Source organism: Streptomyces sp. NPDC048420 (assembly GCF_040651535.1).
GTDB lineage: Bacteria > Actinomycetota > Actinomycetes > Streptomycetales > Streptomycetaceae > Streptomyces.
This window is the reverse complement of sequence record NZ_JBEZKG010000022.1, coordinates 91,610-110,028: the sequence shown is the minus strand read 5'-3', so window position 1 is coordinate 110,028 and position 18,419 is coordinate 91,610. Positions and strand designations below refer to the sequence as shown.

General features: G+C 70.9%; 17 protein-coding genes. 7 read left to right on the top strand and 10 right to left on the bottom strand.

Annotated elements, in window-relative coordinates; all coding sequences use genetic code 11:
• Positions 1–11: 11 nt before the first annotated feature.
• Entirely contained in the window at positions 12–575 is a 564-nt protein-coding gene (locus AB0D34_RS35075) for an NAD(P)H-dependent oxidoreductase (RefSeq protein ID WP_362669138.1), read from the bottom strand.
• 119 nt (positions 576–694) lie between these two features.
• Between AB0D34_RS35075 and AB0D34_RS35070 the strand changes: the two genes are divergently transcribed.
• From AB0D34_RS35070 to AB0D34_RS35055, 4 genes are read left to right on the top strand one after another with little or no spacing between them, the layout of a single operon-like run.
• On the top strand, positions 695–1,366 hold the full coding sequence (locus tag AB0D34_RS35070; protein ID WP_362669136.1) for a helix-turn-helix domain-containing protein: 672 nt from the start codon (positions 695–697) through the stop codon (positions 1,364–1,366).
• A gap of 47 nt (positions 1,367–1,413) precedes the next feature.
• Positions 1,414–2,460, top strand: a complete 1,047-nt coding sequence (locus AB0D34_RS35065; protein ID WP_362669134.1) for a LacI family DNA-binding transcriptional regulator — start codon at positions 1,414–1,416, stop codon at positions 2,458–2,460.
• A 16-nt stretch (positions 2,461–2,476) separates the two neighbouring features.
• On the top strand, positions 2,477–3,655 hold the full coding sequence (locus tag AB0D34_RS35060) for a 4-hydroxybenzoate 3-monooxygenase (RefSeq protein ID WP_362669132.1): 1,179 nt from the start codon (positions 2,477–2,479) through the stop codon (positions 3,653–3,655).
• Between the two features lie 30 nt (positions 3,656–3,685).
• Complete coding sequence (locus AB0D34_RS35055) at positions 3,686–5,122, top strand: aldehyde dehydrogenase family protein (RefSeq protein ID WP_362669130.1); 1,437 nt, start codon at positions 3,686–3,688, stop codon at positions 5,120–5,122.
• A gap of 3 nt (positions 5,123–5,125) precedes the next feature.
• On the opposite strand, the gene trxA is transcribed toward AB0D34_RS35055, so the two are convergent.
• Entirely contained in the window at positions 5,126–5,512 is a 387-nt protein-coding gene (gene trxA, locus AB0D34_RS35050; RefSeq protein ID WP_362669129.1) for a thioredoxin, read from the bottom strand.
• Positions 5,513–5,642: 130 nt separating this feature from the next.
• On the opposite strand from trxA, the gene AB0D34_RS35045 reads away from it, so the two are divergent.
• Positions 5,643–7,082 carry an NAD(P)/FAD-dependent oxidoreductase gene (locus AB0D34_RS35045; RefSeq protein ID WP_362669127.1) on the top strand — a complete coding sequence of 480 codons (1,440 nt, stop codon included), beginning with the start codon at positions 5,643–5,645 and terminating at the stop codon, positions 7,080–7,082.
• On the opposite strand, the gene AB0D34_RS35040 is transcribed toward AB0D34_RS35045, so the two are convergent.
• Positions 7,079–7,726: a peptide deformylase gene (locus tag AB0D34_RS35040; RefSeq protein ID WP_362669125.1), complete on the bottom strand. Its 648-nt coding sequence runs from the start codon at positions 7,724–7,726 to the stop codon at positions 7,079–7,081. The two genes, AB0D34_RS35045 and AB0D34_RS35040, sit on opposite strands and share 4 nt — an antisense overlap.
• A gap of 121 nt (positions 7,727–7,847) precedes the next feature.
• Here AB0D34_RS35040 and AB0D34_RS35035 point away from each other — a divergent pair, with 121 nt between their 5' ends.
• A complete protein-coding gene (locus AB0D34_RS35035) occupies positions 7,848–9,242 on the top strand; it encodes a PepSY-associated TM helix domain-containing protein (protein ID WP_362669123.1) in 1,395 nt (464 codons plus the stop codon).
• A gap of 54 nt (positions 9,243–9,296) precedes the next feature.
• Here the strand turns inward: AB0D34_RS35035 and AB0D34_RS35030 are convergent, their stop codons facing one another.
• Genes AB0D34_RS35030 through AB0D34_RS35020 form a run of 3 tightly spaced genes read right to left on the bottom strand, consistent with a single transcriptional unit; the run spans position 9,297 to position 10,652 of the window.
• Entirely contained in the window at positions 9,297–9,638 is a 342-nt protein-coding gene (locus AB0D34_RS35030; protein WP_362669121.1) for a tetratricopeptide repeat protein, read from the bottom strand.
• Between the two features lie 55 nt (positions 9,639–9,693).
• Entirely contained in the window at positions 9,694–10,173 is a 480-nt protein-coding gene (locus AB0D34_RS35025) for a MarR family winged helix-turn-helix transcriptional regulator (protein ID WP_362669119.1), read from the bottom strand.
• The gene (locus AB0D34_RS35020; protein ID WP_362669114.1) at positions 10,170–10,652 is read right to left on the bottom strand and encodes a MarR family transcriptional regulator; all 483 of its coding nucleotides are present in this window, start codon (positions 10,650–10,652) and stop codon (positions 10,170–10,172) included. Before AB0D34_RS35020 ends, AB0D34_RS35025 begins: the two co-directional genes overlap by 4 nt.
• Positions 10,653–10,829: 177 nt before the next feature.
• Here AB0D34_RS35020 and AB0D34_RS35015 point away from each other — a divergent pair, with 177 nt between their 5' ends.
• On the top strand, positions 10,830–11,795 hold the full coding sequence (locus AB0D34_RS35015; RefSeq protein ID WP_362669112.1) for a pirin family protein: 966 nt from the start codon (positions 10,830–10,832) through the stop codon (positions 11,793–11,795).
• A 1,296-nt stretch (positions 11,796–13,091) separates the two neighbouring features.
• On the opposite strand, the gene AB0D34_RS35010 is transcribed toward AB0D34_RS35015, so the two are convergent.
• The 4 genes from AB0D34_RS35010 to AB0D34_RS34995 form a co-directional block, all read right to left on the bottom strand.
• Positions 13,092–14,105: a sugar phosphate isomerase/epimerase gene (locus AB0D34_RS35010; protein ID WP_030044662.1), complete on the bottom strand. Its 1,014-nt coding sequence runs from the start codon at positions 14,103–14,105 to the stop codon at positions 13,092–13,094.
• Positions 14,106–14,211: 106 nt separating this feature from the next.
• On the bottom strand, positions 14,212–15,408 hold the full coding sequence (locus tag AB0D34_RS35005; RefSeq protein ID WP_053191768.1) for a Gfo/Idh/MocA family oxidoreductase: 1,197 nt from the start codon (positions 15,406–15,408) through the stop codon (positions 14,212–14,214).
• A gap of 27 nt (positions 15,409–15,435) precedes the next feature.
• Positions 15,436–16,878 (bottom strand): sugar porter family MFS transporter, encoded by a 1,443-nt coding sequence (locus AB0D34_RS35000; RefSeq protein ID WP_362669108.1) that lies wholly within the window; start codon positions 16,876–16,878, stop codon positions 15,436–15,438.
• A gap of 39 nt (positions 16,879–16,917) precedes the next feature.
• A complete protein-coding gene (locus AB0D34_RS34995) occupies positions 16,918–18,414 on the bottom strand; it encodes a CoA-acylating methylmalonate-semialdehyde dehydrogenase (RefSeq protein WP_362669106.1) in 1,497 nt (498 codons plus the stop codon).
• Positions 18,415–18,419 lie beyond the last annotated feature (5 nt).

The window sequence follows — 18,419 nt, the reverse complement described above, 5'->3', positions numbered from 1 at the left end:
GCGCCGCAGGATCAGGCCGCGGCGACCTCACCCGCGTTGCTGTGCAGCTGGGCCACGACCTCCGCCAGCTGCGCGGCGACCTCGGCGTCGTCCGCCGGGTGCGTCTCCGCGAACCGCACCACGGACCCCGGAATGGACAGCTTGACGTCCTCGAGCACCTTGCCGCCGGCGATGCCCACGGCCTTGCGGGTCTCGTCCTGCGCCCACACGCCGCCGAACTGACCGAACGCGGTACCGACCACGGCGACCGGCTTCCCGGCGAAGGCGCCCGCGCCGTACGGACGCGACAGCCAGTCGATGGCGTTCTTCAGCACGGCCGGGATGGTGCCGTTGTACTCGGGCGAGAAGAACAGGAAGGCGTCGGAGGCCTGCGCGGCCTCCCGCAGCTTGGCGGCGGCCGCGGGGACGTCGCCCTCCACGTCGATGTCCTCGTTGTAGAACGGGATCTCGGCCAGGCCCTCGTAGAGCACGATCTCCGCGCCCTCGGGGGCGTGCTTGACGGCCGCCTCGGCGAGCTGGCGGTTGTGCGAACCGGCGCGGAGGCTTCCGACGAGCGCGAGAATGCGAACAGACATGCGAATCTCCAAGGGGGGTGAAACATTGCCGCAATGATGCGGACCGGGGTCCGCTTAAAGTTGTACCCCCTTAACCGGACCCCGGTCCAGTTTTCTTCCCGCTGCTTTACGCTTATTTCATGTCCGCCGTCCTGCCACCCCTGCCGCCACTGCCGACCCCGCCGGATTCCAACGGGGAGCCGGAACTGCTTCAACTCGGCGCCCCCGAGGACGAGCCCTGCCTGCGCGCCGACGCCGCGCGCAACCGGGCCCGGCTCCTGGAGGCCGCCGCCCGCCTGGTCGCGGAGCACGGGGCGGCCGGGGTCACGATGGAGGCGGTGGCCGCGGCCGCCTCGGTCGGCAAGGGCACCGTCTTCCGCCGCTTCGGCGACCGCACCGGCCTGCTGACGGCGCTCCTCGACCACTCCGAGCGCAACTTCCAGGCGGCCTTCCTCAGCGGCCCCGCCCCGCTCGGTCCCGGCGCTCCGCCCGTCGACCGGCTGCGTGCCTTCGGCCGCGCCACCCTGCGTCGGTCCGTCGACGAGTTGGACCTGCAGCTGGCCGCCGAGCCGAGCCCGGACCGCCGCTTCACCCCCGCCCCCCGCCGGGTGCACCACAGCCATGTGACCCTGCTGCTGCGCCAGGCCCTCCCGGACGCGGACTGCGAACTGCTCGCCCACGCCCTCATGGGCTACCTCGACCCCGCCACCGTCCATCACCTCACCCGGAGGTGCCACATGCCGTTGGAACGCCTGGAGAAGGGCTGGGACGACCTCGTGGCCCGGCTCACCTGCACCGATCCTCCACAGTGAGCCCCGGCCGCGCCCCGGTCCGCTACACCGTCACAGGTTCTGCAAAGATGACGACCGTCATGGTGCAGATACAGAACACGCCCGCGCCCGTCTCCCCGGCGACGCGCTCGGTTCCCACGAGCGCCGATGTGGCCCGCCTGGCCGGCGTCTCCCGAGCGACCGTCTCCTACGTCCTCAACAACACCAGCGCCGTCCGGATCAGCGAACCCACCCGCCGCCGCGTCCACGACGCCGCGAAGGAACTGGGGTACGTCCCGCACGCGGCCGCCCGCAGTCTGCGTGCCGGCCACAGCCGCATGGTCCTGATGCCCGCCCCGTCCATCCCGGTGGGCCCGCTCTACAGCCAGTTCATCAGCGAACTCCAGTGGGCCCTGGGCCGGTTGGACTACACCGTCGTGCAGTACGGCAGTGTCGGCCTCCGGGGCGACGAAGCCGCCCGCGCCTGGGCCGAGCTGCGCCCGGTCGCCGTCCTCGTGCCCGGCGCCGGACTCGGCCCGCAGGGCGTGTCCCTGCTCCGGCGCTCCGGAGCCCGGGCGGTGGTCACCCTCGGTCCCGAGGCGGTCGAGGGGGCCCACGCCCTGCTCATGGACCACGCGGGCGTCGGTCACAGCGCCGCCGCCCACCTCTACGCCCGCGGCCGGCGCCGCATCGGTGTCGTGGTGCCCGAGGAGGCGGGCCTGGAGGACTTCTCGCGGCCCCGCCTGGCAGGTGCGCGCCGGGCCCTGCGGGACACGGACGCCACACTCACCGAACTGCCCCTCGCCTTCGAGGAGCAGGCCGCGGTCAAGCTCGCCACCCGCTGGCGCGACCTCGACCTGGACGCCGTGTTCGCGTACAACGACGAGTACGCGATGCTGTTAATGCGCGCACTCCAGGACAAGGGTGTGCGCATCCCGGAGGACACGGCGGTGATCGGAGCCGACGACCTGCTCCTCGGCCGGCTGCTGCGGCCCCGGCTGAGCACGGTCCACATCGAGCTGCCGTCCGGCCGTGACCTCGCCGAACTGGTCGACCGCGCGGTGCGCGAGCCGGGCGCCGCGCCCGAGACGCACACCGTACTGGGCGCCACGGTGGTGCACCGCGACTCCAGCTGACGCAGGGAGGCCTGCCATGCGCACCACGGTCGGGATCATCGGCGGCGGCCCCGCCGGACTCCTCCTCGCCCGCCTGCTGCACCTCGCCGGCATCGACTGCGTGGTCCTGGAGAGCAGGACGCGCGAGTACGTCGAACACCGCCAGCGCGCGGGCATGCTGGAGCAGGGCACGGTCGACGCCCTGCGCGCGTGCGGGGCCGCCGAACGCCTGGAGGCCGAGGGCCTGGTCCACCAGGGCATCGAGCTGCGGTTCGCGGGGGAGCGGCACCACATCGACTTCCCGGCCCTCACTGGCGGCCGTACGGTCACGATCTACGCCCAGACCGAGATCGTGAAGGACCTCGTCGCCCTCCAACTCGCCGAGGGGCCACCGCTGTTGTTCGAGGCGGAGGCCCTCGCGGTGGAGAAGGCGGAGAGCGAGGCGCCCGTGGTGCGGTTCCTGCACGAGGGCCGCGAACAGACGCTGAGCTGCGAGTGGATCGCCGGCTGCGACGGCTTCCACGGCATCTCCCGGGCGGCCTTCCCGGCGGCGACCAGCCGGACGTACGAGCACGACTACCCGTACTCCTGGCTCGGGATCCTCGCCGATGTCCCGCCGTCCTGCGAGGAGTTGATCTACGCCCGCGGCGAGCGCGGCTTCGCCCTGCACAGCATGCGCTCGCCCGCCGTGTCCCGGCTCTACCTGCAGGTCCCCAACGGCACTGTCCCCGACGACTGGTCCGACGAGCGGATCTGGGACGAGCTCGCCGCCCGCTTCGCGATCGACGCCGACTGGACCCTGGCCAGAGGCCCGATCACCGCCAAGTCCGTGACGCCGATGCGCAGTTACGTCCACGAGCCGATGCGCCACGGTCGGCTCCTGCTCGCCGGTGACGCCGCGCACATAGTGCCGCCCACCGGGGCCAAGGGCCTCAACCTCGCCGTGTCGGACGTGTCCGTCCTCGCCCGGGCCCTGACCGAGTCGCACCGCACGGGATCGACACAACCACTCGACAGATATTCGGAGTTGTGTCTTTCTCGTGTGTGGCAGGCCACCCGGTTCTCGTACGACATGACTAGGATGTTGCACGCTCAACCAAACGGGGATGCGTTCGAGGACCGGCTGCAGCTCGCGCGGCTGCGCCGTATCACCGCATCCCGCCCTGCGGCCGCCGAACTGGCCGCGAACTACACGGGACTACCGCTCCCCGTGTGAGTCCCACCGGTGATCGAACGGAGAGCCGTCATGTCGTTGCTCGACCCCAAGAGCTGGCAGCCCCACCCCCTTTCGGGACCTGAGTACGCCGTCACCGAACCCGCCACCGGCGACACCCTCGCCACGGTCACCCTCGCCGGCGGCGAGGACGTGGAGCGCTCCGCCGCGGCCGCCCGCGCCGCCCAGGCCGAGTGGGCCCGGCTCCCGCACTTCGTCCGGGCCGGGGTGCTCCGCAAGGCCGGTGACCTGTTCGCCGCGCACGCCGACGAACTGCGCGGCTGGCTCGTCCGCGAGTCCGGGTCCATCCCCGGCAAGGCGGACTTCGAACTGCACGTGGCCGCCCAGGAGTGCTACGAGGCCGCCGCCCTCGCCTCCCGCCCCGCGGGCCAGGTCCTGCCCAGCGAGGCCCCGAGGCTGTCGTACACCCGCCGGGTCCCGGTCGGCGTCGTCGGCGTGATCTCGCCCTTCAACGCCCCGCTGATCCTGTCGATCCGCTCCGTCGCCCCGGCCCTCGCCCTCGGCAACGCGGTGATCCTCAAGCCGGACCCGCGCACCGCGGTCTGCGGCGGACTCTCGCTCGCCGCGGTCTTCGCCGAGGCCGGGCTGCCCGAGGGGCTGTTCCATGTCCTGCCGGGCGGCCCGGACGTCGGCCAGGCCCTGGTCGCCGACCCGCGCGTGCCCGTCATCTCCTTCACCGGGTCGACCGCCGCGGGCCGTGCCGTGGGCGAGGCCGCCGGACGTCACCTCAAGCGCGCGCACCTCGAACTCGGCGGCAACTCCGCCATGATCGTCCTGGAGGACGCCGACATCGAGGCCGTGATCTCCACGGCCGCCTGGGGCTCCTTCTTCCACCAGGGCCAGATCTGCATGACGACGGGCCGCCACCTCGTCCACGCCTCGCTCTACGAGGAGTACGTCGAGCGACTGGCGGCGAAGGCCGACTCGCTCGCCGTCGGCGACCCGAACCTGGAGCAGGTCCACCTGGGTCCGATCATCGACGACAACCAGCTCGCCAAGGTGCGCGGCCTGGTCGACGCGAGCACCGCGCAGGGCGCCAAGCTGGCCGCGGGCGGCACGCACGACAAGCTCTTCTACCGGCCGACGGTCCTCGCGGGCCTCGACGACAGCACGCCCGCCTACGCGGAGGAGGTCTTCGGACCCGTCGCGCCGGTACGGTCCTTCAGCACCGTCGACGAAGCCGCCGCCCTGGCCGCCGCGGGGCCGTACGGCCTCTCGCTCGGCATCGTCACCGGGGACGCGGCCCGCGGCCTCGATCTGGCGGAGCGGATCCCGACCGGAATCGTGCACATCAACGACCAGACGGTGAACGACGAGGCCGTGGCGCCCTTCGGCGGCATCGCCGCGTCCGGCACCGGCGCCCGCTTCGGCGGTGAGGCCAATATGGAGGCCTTCACCGACGTGCGCTGGACGACGGTGCGCGCGGACGTGGCGCAGTACCCGTTCTAGGGGTTACTGGCCGTTCTGCTCGGCCTGGGCCTGCTGCTCGGCCACGGCCTTGCGGACCTCCTCCATGTCCAGCTTGCGGGCCTGCCCGATGACGTCCGTCAGGGCGGCCTCGGGCAGCGCCCCGGGCTGGGCGAACACGGCGACCTGGTCGCGGACGATCATCAGCGTCGGGATCGACTGGATACCGAAGGCGGCGGCCAGCTCCGGCTGCGCCTCGGTGTCCACCTTGCCGAACACCAGGTCGGGGTTGTCCTCGGCGGCCTTCTCGTAGACCGGCGCGAACTGGCGGCACGGTCCGCACCATGACGCCCAGAAGTCGATCAGGACGAACTCGTTGTCCGTGACCGTCGCGTCGAAGTTCTCTTTGGTGAGCTCCACGGTGCTGCTCATTGAGCGAACCCTCTTCCTGGTATCGGGGGAATCCGTCGGCACAACACGCCCGGTCGGGCACGTATTCCATGCGTGATGCGGCGCGCGTACCCATGTGGCCCCAGCGCACACCACCCACCAGACTGGGCCCATGACGGAAACGGAAAACATCGACCACAGCACCTACGACGTAGTGGTGCTCGGTGCCGGACCCGTGGGGGAGAACGTGGCCGACCGCACCCGCGCGGCCGGCCTGTCCACCGCGGTCGTGGAGAGCGAACTGGTGGGCGGAGAGTGCTCCTACTGGGCCTGTATGCCCAGCAAGGCCCTGCTGCGGCCGGTGATCGCACAGGCGGACGCGCGCCGACTGCCGGGGCTGAGCGCCTCGGTTCAGGGCTCCCTCGACACGGCCGCGGTCCTCGCCCGCCGGGACTACTTCACCTCGAACTGGAAGGACGACGGCCAGGTCGGCTGGCTGGAGAGCGTCGGCGCCGACCTCCACCGCGGCCACGGACGCCTCACCGGGGAGCGCACGGTGACGGTCACCGCCCCCGACGGCACCCGGAAGGTGCTGACCGCCCGGCACGCCGTGGCCGTCTGCACCGGCACCCGAGCCGTCCTGCCCGACCTGCCGGGCCTCGACGAGGTCAAGCCGTGGACCAGCCGTGAGGCGACCAGCGCAAAGGCGGCGCCCGGACGACTGGTCGTGGTCGGCGGGGGAGTGGTCGCCACCGAGATGGCCACGGCCTGGCAGGCCCTCGGCTCGCAGGTCACCCTCCTGGTGCGAGGGAAGGGCCTGCTCAACCGCATGGAACCCTTCGCGGGCGAACTCGTGGCCGAGGCGCTCACCGAGGCCGGCGTGGACGTCCGCACCGGCACCTCGGCCCGCTCGGTCACCCGCGAGAACGGCACGGTCGTGGTCGGCACCGACACCGGCGACCGCATCGAGGCCGACGAGATCCTCTTCGCCACCGGACGGGCCCCGCGCACCGACGACGTCGGCCTCGACACGATCGGCCGGGAGCCCGGCAGCTGGCTGGAGGTCGACGACAGCCTCCGCGTCACCGGCAGCGAGTGGCTCTACGCGGTCGGCGACGTCAACCACCGCGCGCTCCTCACCCACCAGGGCAAGTACCAGGCCCGCATCGCGGGCGCCGCCATCGCCGCCCGCGCCTCGGGCTCCGCGGTCCAGGCCGACGCGTGGGGCGCCCACGCGGCGACCGCCGACCATGCCGCCGTGCCCCAGGTCGTCTTCACCGACCCGGAGGCGGCCTCCGTGGGCCTCTCCCTGGCGGAGGCGGAACAGGCGGGCCACCGGGTCCGCGCGGTCGACTACGACCTCGCTTCGGTGTCGGGCGCCGGCCTCTACGCCGACGGCTACCGGGGCCGCGCCCGCATGGTCGTCGACCTGGAACGCGAGATCCTCCTCGGTGTCACCTTCGTCGGCCCCGGCGTCGGTGAACTGATCCACTCCGCCACGATCGCGGTCGCCGGCCAGGTCCCGATCAGCAGGCTGTGGCACGCGGTCCCGTCGTACCCGACGATCAGCGAGGTGTGGCTGCGCCTGCTGGAGACCTACCGGGACAACTAGGAGGGCAGCTCGAACCCGAGGGACGCGGCCGCCCGCTCCGGCGTCGGCTGCGTCCACCGCCCGGCCATCGCCTGGTTCGAGGACAGCGAACGCAGCTCCGCGCGGTCGAGGTAGAGCATGCCGTCGAGGTGGTCCGTCTCGTGCTGGACGATCCGCGCGGGCCAGCCCGTGAACACCTCGTCCACCGGGCGGCCGTTCTCGTCCTCACACATCAGCCGGACCTGGGCGGCCCGCGCCACCACGGCCTGCCAGCCCGGCACGCTCAGACAGCCCTCGAAGAACGCGGCCCGCTCGTCGCCGACCGGCTCGTACGACGGATTGACCAGAACCCGGAAGGGCTGCGGGACCCGCCCGCGCGCCTCCCGCACCTCGTCCGGCACGGGCGCCGGATCCTCGATCACCGCGATCCGCAGCGGCACACCCACCTGCGGGGCGGCCAGCCCCACGCCGGGCGCCGCGTGCATCGTGACGCGCAGGGCCTCGACGAGACGGGACAGGAGTACGGCGTCCAGCTGGCCGTCGTAGCGCTCGGTGCCGCGCCTGAGGACCGGTTCGCCGGCTGCCACGATCGGCAGCGGGCCGTCCGTGGCCAGGAGTTCCTCGACCAGTTCGACAAGGGGCGTGCGCTGACTCGGAGTTGCCATCGCGCCAGGATGCCATGAGACGCGCTGCTGTGACGCAGGTCACTGGAGGTGCCGGGAACTCGACGGCTCGTGCCTCCGACTACTGGACCGCTACCGTCCCCAGCCCTCGGAGAAGCCGCCGATGTCCATAGCTCCCTCCACCTCCACGGACGAGGCCTCGAAACCGGCCGCCCCGGCGCCGACCCCCAGCAGTTGGGCCTCGCTGCGTCCGGTCGTCCTGCGACTCCACTTCTACGCCGGTGTGTTCGTCGCGCCCTTCCTGCTCGTGGCCGCCGTCACCGGTTTCCTGTACGCCGGTGCGTTCCAGGCCGAGAAGATCGTCTACCGGCACGAGTTGACCGTCGCCGCCGTCGGCGACACCAAGCTGCCCATCTCCGAGCAGGTCGCCGCCGCCCGCAAGGCCCATCCCGAGGGCACCGTCTCGGCCGTACGGCCTTCCCCCGAGGGCGACGCGACGACGAGGGTGATGCTGTCCGGGGTGAAGGGAGTCGACCCGACCCACACCCTCGCGGTGTTCGTCGACCCGTACACCGGCAAGGTCCGCGGCGCGCTGGAGCAGTACGGCTCCACCGGGGCGCTGCCGCTGCGCACCTGGATCGACGAGTTCCACCGAGACCTCCACCTCGGCGAGAACGGCCGCCTCTACAGCGAGTTCGCCGCGAGCTGGCTGTGGGTGATCGCGGGCGGCGGCATCGTGCTGTGGTTCTCCCGCCGCCGCGCTCTGCGTAAGCTCCGCGGCACCAACGGGCGCCGCCGCACCCTCGGACTGCACGGCAACATCGGCGTATGGGCCGCGGCCGGGTTCTTCTTCCTGTCCGCGACTGGTCTGACCTGGTCGACGTACGCCGGCGCCAACATCGACGAACTGCGCACCTCCCTGGGCCAGTCCACCCCGTCGGTCTCCTCGGCCTCGGGCGGCGACCACTCGGGCCACGGCGCCTCCACCTCGGCCGGGGACGCCGAGCACGGCGTGGGCCTGGACAAGGTGCTGGCCGCCGCTCGCGCCGAAGGGCTCGGCGACCCCGTCGAGATCGTCCCGCCCGCCGACGAGTCGTCGGCCTATGTCGTACGGCAGGTGCAGCGCAGCTGGCCCGAGAAGCAGGACGCGGTCGCCGTCGACCCGACCAGCGGCGAGGTGGCCGACACCCTGCGGTTCGCCGACTACCCGTTCCTCGCCAAGCTCACCCGCTGGGGCATCGACCTGCACACCGGCGTCCTCTTCGGCCTGGTCAACCAGATCGCCCTGATGCTCCTGGCATTGTCGCTGGTGCTGCTGATCGTGTGGGGCTACCGCATGTGGTGGCAGCGCGGCCGGGGTTCCTCCTTCGGCCGGCCGATCCCGCGCGGGGCCTGGCAGCAGGTCCCGCCGCAGATCCTGGTGCCCGGCGTGGTGGTCGTCGCCGTCCTCGGCTACTTCGTACCGCTGCTCGGCATACCGCTGGCCGGGTTCGTCGTCGCCGACGTGATCCTCGGCGAGATCGCCCACCGGCGCGGCAAGAAGGCCGCGGCGGCCTGAGACGTACGTGGGCCCGGTTCCTGTGCGGAACCGGGCCCATGTGCTGTTCGGGGCCTACTCGAAGTCGCCCGCCAGCGCCGACGCCAGACGCAGATGCGACTCGGCCTCGTCGTGCCGCCCCTGCCGCTGGAGCGTGCGCCCGAGCATCAGCCGGGCGTACTGCTCGACCGGGTCGCGCTCGACGATCAGCCGCAACTCGGTCTCGGCGCGGCGCAGTTGGGCCGAGTGGTAGTAGGCACGCGCCAGCAGCAGCCGGGGTCCGGTCTGCTCCGGCACCTCCTCGACCAGCCCGCCCAGGACCCGCGCCGCCGTGGCGTATTCCTTCGCGTCGAAGAACAACTGCGCGCGCTCCCAGCGCTCCGCCGGTGTTCCGTGGTCGTAGTACGTGGTCTCCACTCGGGCCTCCTTCGCTTTCGAGGCCGATAACGGAGCCGGGTGGTTCAATATTCCACTACTTGGCGGGGGTGGGTTGGGTGGCGACTGTGGCGAGTTCCCCGTTGGCCCGCTCGGTGATGAGGCTCAGCACCCGTCCGGCGACCGCGAGGTCCTCCGCGGGGATGCCGGCGTAGACCCGGGCGCTGATCGGCGCGGTCTCGGCGGACGTCGTCTCGAACAGCTCCCGTCCGCCATCCGTGATCCGCACCCGGGAGGGCTTTTGGGAGGCCAGCAGTCCCGCGGCGAGTAGCTCGTCGACCACGGAGTGCGCCTCCTTCGCGTCGATCTTGAGGGAGTCGACGACGCTCTCGACGAGCTGCTCCGTCTCGACCGGTCCGTCGGCGACGGCGACCAGCCGGAGGGTGACCGACTGCTGGAAGGTCGCGCCGTGGCGGGCCAGGACACTCTCGAGGAGCGCGCGGGCGGCGTAGTGGGCCAGGCCTATGACTCGGGAATTGAGGACGGGAGAATTGAGGACGGGAGTGCTGGTGGTCATGGCTGCTCCTTGGGGTTCTCGTTCGTCGGGTCGAGAGGTGCGTCGAGCAGCGTCGCCAGTTCGTGCTTGAAGTCCCGTGTGCGCGCGCTGTCCAGGCCGCCGAGGGGCGCGAGCAGCTGCTCCAGGAGCCGCTGGACGACTTTGACGGCCTGGAGTGTCCGCTCCTGCCCCTCCTCGGTCAGCGCCAGTTGCACCGCGCGCGGGTCGCGCGGGTCGCGGGCGCGCTCCAGGAGCCCGGCGCTCTCCAGGGAGCGCGCCAGCTTGGAGACATAGAGCGGTTCGAGGCCGGTCTGATCGGCGAGGCGCCGCTGGCTGGGCCGCTCGCCGGTGCGCTGCATCCCGTACAGCGACGCCACCAGCGAGTACTGGGCGTGGGTCAGGCCGAGCGGCGCCACCGCACGGTCGACCGCGACCCGCCACTTCATCGACAGTCGCCAGACCAGGAAACCGGGCGTCGCGCCCTCGGATACCGCACTCATGGTCGATACAGTACATGGCTACTATGTCTATGGCTACTATATTCGCGCGGCCGTCTGCCTGCCCTCCGCCGACGCCTACCCGCCCTCGGGCCGCCCGCCCACCACCCTTGGGTCACCTGCCGTGGAGCCCCTGGGACGAGCTGACGGGAAACGCTTCACAGGTCTAGGTTGGGCGCCATGAGCAATCTTGATCGCGAGGCGGTTCCCGCCCTGTGCGGCGGCCGTGGCTTCGTGGTGGCGGAACCCGTGCGTGAACTCCTCAGCCCCCGCCGCGTCAAGCTCGGCGAGTCCAGCGAGGTGCGCCGGCTGCTGCCCAACCTGGGTCGCCGCATGGTCGGCGCCTGGTGTTTCGTCGATCACTACGGCCCCGACGACATCGCCGACGAGCCGGGCATGCAGGTTCCGCCGCACCCGCACATGGGCCTGCAGACCGTGAGCTGGCTGCACCAGGGCGAGGTGCTGCACCGCGACTCCACCGGCAGCCTCCAGACGATCCGCCCCCGTGAGCTGGGCCTGATGACCTCCGGCCGCGCGATCAGCCACTCCGAGGAGAGCCCGAAGTCCCACGCCCGCTTCCTGCACGGCGCCCAGCTCTGGGTCGCCCTCCCGGACAGCCACCGCCACACCGACCCACGCTTCGAACACCACGCGGAGCTGCCGCAGGTCACGGCCCCCGGTGTGACGGCCACGCTCATCCTGGGCGACCTCGACGGCGCGCGGTCACCGGGAACGGCGTACACCCCCATCGTCGGTGCCGACCTCGCCCTGGCCCGCGGCGCGGACGTACGCCTGCCGCTGGAACCGGACTTCGAGTACGCCGTCCTGTCCATGTCCGGCGAGGCCCACGTGGACGGGGTGCCGGTCCTGCCCGGCTCGATGCTCTACCTGGGCTGCGGCCGCACCGAACTCCCGCTGCGCGCCGAGTCGGACGCGGGGCTGATGCTCCTGGGCGGCGAGCCGTTCGAGGAGGAGCTCGTCATGTTCTGGAACTGGATCGGGCGGTCCCAGGAGGAGATCGTGCAGGCGCGTGAGGACTGGATGACCGGGTCCCGCTTCGGTGAGGTGAAGGGCTACGACGGAGCTCCGCTGCCCGCTCCGGAACTGCCGCCCCTGCCGTTGAAGCCGCGCGGACGAGTGCGTTGACCTGCAGAAAGGCCTGAGCGTGGGCTGTGCTGTCGGGCGGCGGGCGTCTAGGTGGCGCTGCTCGTGCGGTACGGCCTACCGGACGGCGGCCGGTCGGGGGAGGCGCCCTGCTTCGAGGCGTCTGACGGTTCCAGTGTGTGGCTGGCTGTGGGTGGCTGTGGCAGAGCTCTTGCTGACTTTTGCTGACTTCACTGATCGACCGTCAGATGAAGTGGTGAAGGTCCTTGCCAAGTCCAACTGGTTGCGCAGCGTTGTGAGGGTATGAGGTGGCGTTCGGGACCGTGCTGGTCTGACGCGTGGTCGATCGTGCACTGGTGCCGATTGGAGGTTCATGCTGACGCTTTGTGGAGAGTCGACAAGGCTGGACATTGCCGCTGCCTGTTGGTCCACCCGCTTTGGGGTGAATAGGGCTGTGTTCTGTAGGACGGCTGCCAGTCGTTTCTTCGCCTGCTGGTGGTACAGCGTCGATGTGTCCTTGACCAGTGTGAATGCGTGGCTTGAATGCCGTTGGCTGGCGGTGGTGTTCGGTATGGGGCCGGTCGTGCTCGTGTCATCCCGGCGGTGGGTGTGTGCCTGGCGCTGCGAGGTCAACCGCGCCGGGCTACAGCCGCGTCGCGCGCCCCGGAGACTCGATTCGAGGGATCGAGTCTCCGGAGCGGCGCCAGCTGGTCTCTTTACAGGAGCGTCAGCAACTCCCGGAGCACCGACCGGAGTCGTACGGGCGCGGGCAGGTCGTCCATGGCGAGAGCGGAGCTGCTCGTGCCGATCTGCCGGTGCAGCGCGTCGTCACGCCGGCCGTGCTCGCCTCCACGAGTGGGGCGCCACCGGCCGCATCGACGGATTCACTCTCGCGTACCTGGGTATGAACGACCACAGGCTGCCTGCCCCCTCCCGTTGACCTCGTACCGCGAGAACGTGTCGCCACGTACCCGACCAACTTCAAGGCGATGAACCAAGCGGACTTCACGGCCCTGACCACGCGCGGCGAACAGCTCATGCGTAGCCTGATCCCGCTCTATCTGACCTAGCCGATCGTGATCGGGCGTGCAGCCGCGACGAACCGAAGTATCGACAGCGGCCCTCGACCCCACGGCGAAATGGGCCCCGCGCACGATAAAACCTGGTGCACGCGCACACCCGAACCGGTCCGTGACAGCCCGGAGCCTCCATCAGACCCGGAGCGCTTCAAGGACGGGTACGGCCTCGCGCCCCGACATTGGGCGGGAGGCCGTACAGCGCGGCCGGACTACGGTCCGGCTGCTGCGCCGGGCAGGCTCTTGCAGGGGGCCTTGGCGGTCACGATCGCAGGGACTCCTGGAGTGCCGCGTCGGCCGCCTTGAGTACCTCGGCGGCCACGGCGACGCCCTCGACGCGGTCGAGTTCGGTGTCCTCGTGTTCGATGTTGACGAGGATGTCCGGGTCGACCTCGTGCAGGGCGCGCAGGAACTCGGTCCAGTAGGAGACGTCGTGGCCCTTGCCGAGGGCGACGAAGTCCCACGCGGACTGCTTGGGCCACTCGTTGGCCCACTCGTCGCCGCCGAGGTTGGTGCGGGGCTCGTCGGGCGACAGGCGGCGGAAGCTGTTGTCGAGGACGCCGTTGAGGGCGGCGTACTCGGGGTTGATGCGGACGTCCTTGGCGGCGGCGTGGAAGACGAGCTCGCCGAGGTGGCGCACGACCGCGACGGGGTCCATCTGCTGCCAGAACAGGTGGGAGGCGTCGAGCTCGACGCCGACATGGGTGGCGCCGGTGAGGTCGATGAGCTTGTGCACGTCGGCGGAGTTGAACACGAGGTTCTGCGGGTGCAGTTCGAGGGCGACCTTGACGCCGTGGTCGCGGGCGAGGCGGTCGGTCTCGCGCCAGAAGTCCGCGGCGATCTTCCACTGGTGGTCGAGGACGTCCAGGGCCGCGGAGTTCCAGGCGTTGACGATCCAGTTGGGGCGGGTCGCGCCGGGTTCGCCGCCGGGCAGTCCTGACATGGTCACGAGGCGGTTCTGTCCGAGCCGCTCGGCCAGCCGGATGGAGCGGCGGATGTCCTCGGCATGCTTGTCGCCGATGACGGGGTTCGGGTGCAGCGGGTTGCCGTTGGCGTTCAGTCCCGCGATGGAGACGCCGGTGCCCTCGAAGAGGCCGAGGAAGTCGTCGCGTGCGGTGTCGCTGACGAGGATGTCGTCGAACGTCTGCACGTGGACCGCCGGCAGGAAGCCACCGGTGTTGAGTTCAAGGCCGGTCAGGCCCAGGTCGGCGACGACTTTGATCGCTTCCGGCAGTGGGCGGTCGTGCAGGACCGCGTTGTAGAGGCCGAGCTTCATGGTGTGTTTCCTCAGTCCTTCTCGGGGCCGGTGGCGTCGGCGGCAGGGGGGGCGCCGGTGGGGAGCCGGCGCCGGACGTGCGTGTTCCGTCTGGGTACGGGTGGGTTCAGGCGACGGGCGGGACGGCGGTGACGGCGCCGTCGTTGAGGGAGGAGTCGACGACGGCCCGGATGATCTCCATGGTCCGCAGGCCGTCGGCGAAGGTGGCGCAGGGCGGCAGCGGCTCGGTGACCCCCGCGACCTGGTCGAGGAAGGCTCGGGCCTGGTAGGTGAAGTTGTCGCCGTTGCTGGCGCCGACACCGGGTGCCTCCATCGGGACACCGCCCGCGAAGTACGGCATCTGCGGGCCGGCGATGATCTGCCGGGCGCCGCGGGTACGGGCGTCGGGCTGGGCGTCGTCGAAGAGGTACTCGGCGGGCCGGTGCTGGTCGAATGCGGCCCGGCCGCCGACGCCCAGGACGTCGAAGGCGAGCCCGTTGGGCAGCCCGAAGCCGGTGCGGGTGACGGAGAAGGTGCCGACCAGGCCGGACTCGAAGCGGGCGGTGAAGGAGGCGGTGTCCTCGTTCTCGACCTCGCCGAACTCGTCCGAGACCGGGGCCGCGTTGTGTCCGATGACCGCGCCCAGCGGCAGGGGCCGCTTGGTGATCTGCGTCGACAGCACGGCACCGGAGACGGAGACGATGGGTCCGGCGACGTACTCGGCGGCGTCGATGACGTGCGAGCCGACGTCGCCGAGCGCACCCGAACCCGGGCCGCCCTTGAACCGCCAGCTCAGCGGCCCGTTGGGGTCGGTGGCGTAGTCGCACCAGTAGCGGCCGCTGAAGAGCGTGAGGTCACCGAGCTCGGCGCGCTGGACATGCTCGCGGATCGCGGCGATGCCGGGGGAGCGGCGGAAGGTGTAGCCGACGGCGGTCACGACGTCGGCGGTGCGCTCCAACTCGGCCATGGCGCGGGCGTCTTCGAGCGACCCGGCCAGTGGCTTCTCGCACAGCACGTGCTTTCCGGCGGCGACCAGCGCCTCCGCGATCGGGCGGTGCAGAGCATTTCCTACGACGATGCTGACGGCGTCGATCGTCGGGTCCTCGGCGACGGCCTCCCAGCTCGGGAGCGCCTTCTCGAAGCCGTACCGGCGGGCGGCGTCCTCGCCGAGGGCCGTGTTGGCGTCGGCTATCGCGGCCAGTCGGACCGGCGGCAGACCGGCCCCGAAAACGGTGTTGACGTTGCGGTATCCGGCGGCGTGGCTGCGGCCGGCCATACCGGCCCCGATCACCGCGACGGAGATCGGCTTGCTGGACGAGGTCATGGCGGTGCCTTTCAAAAGGAAGAGTGATCAGGCGGCGTATTGCCGACGGAAGTAGGACTCGATGGCTTCCATGGAGCGGCCCTTGGTCTCGGGGACGGCACGGAGGTAGTAGACGAACGTGGCGGCGTTGACCGCGGCGAAGAGCAGGAACGTGGTTCCGCCGACCGCGTCGATGAGCGGCGGGAAGACCAGAGTGACCACGAAGTTGGCCATCCAGGTGCCGAAGACGGCCGTGCCCATCGCGAAGCCGCGCAGCCGGAGCGGGAAGATCTCCGAGAGCATCAGCCAGAACACGGTCGCGATGCAGCCCTGCATGAACAGCAGGAAGGTCAGCATGGCCCCGAGCACCAGATAGCTGCGGGCGGTCGACTCGGGCAGCACCATGAAGAAGAACGCGATCAGCAGCAGCGAGAACGTGACGCCGACCTGCCCGGTCAGCAGCATCGGGCGCCGGCCGTACCGGCCCAGCAGCCACATGCCGGTCGAGACGGCGAGCACGGCCACGACGCCGTTGGCGATGGTGGCGGTCAGGGCCGCCTGGGTGCCGAGGCCGGTGTCCAGCAGGATCGTCGGTGCGAAGTACATGATCGAGTTGACGCCGGTGAGCTGGGTCAGGGACGCGAGCCCGAAGCCGAAGACCACGATGCGCCGCACCCACGGCGTGCCGAGGTCATGCCACCCCGCGCGCGGCTCCCCGGCATCCGCCGTGACCCGCCGCTTGATCTCGGCGAACTCCTCGTCGACGTGCCGTGCGTCGCGGATCAGGCCCAAGGTGCGCTCGGCGTCCTCGAACCGGCCGCGTGAGGCCAGCCAGCGGGGGGACTCGGGCACGAAGAGCATCCCGATCCACAGCAGCACGGCGGGGATCGTGGCGATCGCGAGCATCCAGCGCCACACACCCCCCTCGCCCACGGTCCGGGCGATGACCGCGTTCGAGGTGTACGCGAGCAACTGCCCGGTGACGATCATCAGTTCGTTCTGGGTCACCAGCCGGCCACGACGGTCGGCCGGGGCCAGCTCGGCGATGAACACGGGAACCGTGGCCGACGCGCCACCGACGGCCAGCCCGAGCAGCACCCGGAACAGCACCATCGTCCAGAGTTCCGGCGCGAGCGCGGTTCCCAGCGCACCGACGAAGAACAGCACCGCGAGCCCGAGAATCGTCCGCCTGCGCCCGTGCCGGTCGGCGAGCCGACCACCGAACAGGGCACCGAAGGCGGCGCCGAGCACGAGCGACGAGGCGACGACCCCCTCGGTCAGCGCGGTGAGCCCCAGCCCGCCCTCGTCGGGCGAGCGTGACATGAAGGGGAGCGCACCGGAGATGACACCGGTGTCGTAACCGAAGAGCAGCCCGCCGAACGTGGCGATGACGGTGATGGTCCGCAGCCGCCGGTAGACCTCGGGCGAGGCCTGTCCCGTGTCGGCCGCGTCGGTGGTGGGGGCCGGTGTCGTGTCGTCCCTGACGTCCATGGCCACCTCCTGTGAGTCGAAGCGTGTGGGGGACAGGGGTCAGCTGGAGGTGGGGAAGTTGAAGCCCGCGGCGACCTGCTGGGACTGCTGGGGCCAACGCGTGGTGACGACCTTCGGCCGGGTGTAGAAGCGGATGCCTTCGGGGCCGTGGATGGGGTTGTCGCCGATGAGGGAGTCCTTCCAGCCGCCGAAGGAGTAGTACGACATCGGGACCGGGACCGGGACATTGATGCCGATCATGCCGACCTTGATGTTGCGCTGGAATCGGCGGGCGGCTTCGCCGGAGGCGGTGAACAGGGCGGTGCCGTTGCCGTAGGGGTTGGCGTTGATCAGGTCGATCGCCTCGTCCAGGCTGTCGGCGCGGACGATGGCGAGGACCGGGCCGAAGAGCTCCTCCTTGTAGGCGTCCATCTCCGCCGTCACGTGGTCGAGCAGGGACGGACCTGTGAAGAAGCCCTCCTCATGCCCGTCGATCTTGAGGCCACGGCCGTCGACTACGACGGTGGCGCCCTGCGTGGCGGCCGTGCCGACGGCGTTCTCCACGCGCTCCTGAGCGGCCTTGGTGACCAACGGCCCCATCTCCACACCCGGCTTGTCACCAGGCCCGACCTTCACCTCGCGGGCCTTGCGCTCCAGGATCTCGGCCAGGGCGTCGGCCGCGTCGCCGACGGCAACGGCCACGGAGACGGCCATGCAGCGCTCGCCCGCGGAGCCGTAGGCGCCGGCGGTGATGTGGTTGGCGGCGAACTCCAGGTCCGCGTCGGGGAGGACGACGGCGTGGTTCTTGGCGCCGCCGAGGGCCTGGACGCGTTTGCCGTGCGAAGTGGCCTGCTCGTGGACGTACTTGGCGATCGGCGTCGACCCGACGAACGACACCGCTTCGATGCCGGGGTGGGTCAGGATCGCGTCGACCGCGTCCTTGCCACCGTGCACGACGTTGAAGACGCCGTCCGGGAGGCCGGCCTTCTTGTAGAGGTCGGCGACGAAGTTGGCGGCGGAGGGGTCGCGCTCGCTGGGCTTGAGGATGAACGTGTTGCCGGTGGCGATGGCGACGGGGTGCATCCACAGGGGCACCATGGCGGGGAAGTTGAAGGGGGTGATGCCGGCGACGACGCCGAGGGGCTGGCGGAAGTTGTGGACGTCGATGCCGCGGGAGACCTGGTCGGAGAAGGATCCCTTGAGTACGTCGCCGAGACCGCAGACGTACTCCACGACCTCCCGGCCGCGGGTGATCTCGCCGCGGGCGTCGTCGACAGTCTTGCCGTGTTCGGCGGAGATGATCCGGCCCAGCTCCTCCTCGTGCTCCACGAGCAGCTGACGGAAGTTGAACATCACCTGGGTGCGCTGGGAGAGGGAGGACTCTGACCAGGTCTCGAACGCCTTCGCGGCGGCCGCGACGGCGGTGTCCACGTCGGCGGTGCCGCCGAGGACGACCTGGGCCTGCTCGGCGCCGGTGGCCGGGTTGAACACCGGCTGGGTGTCCGAGGTGGAGCCCTGGGTGGGTGAGCCGTCGATCCAGTGCTGGATGGTCTTCACGGTGC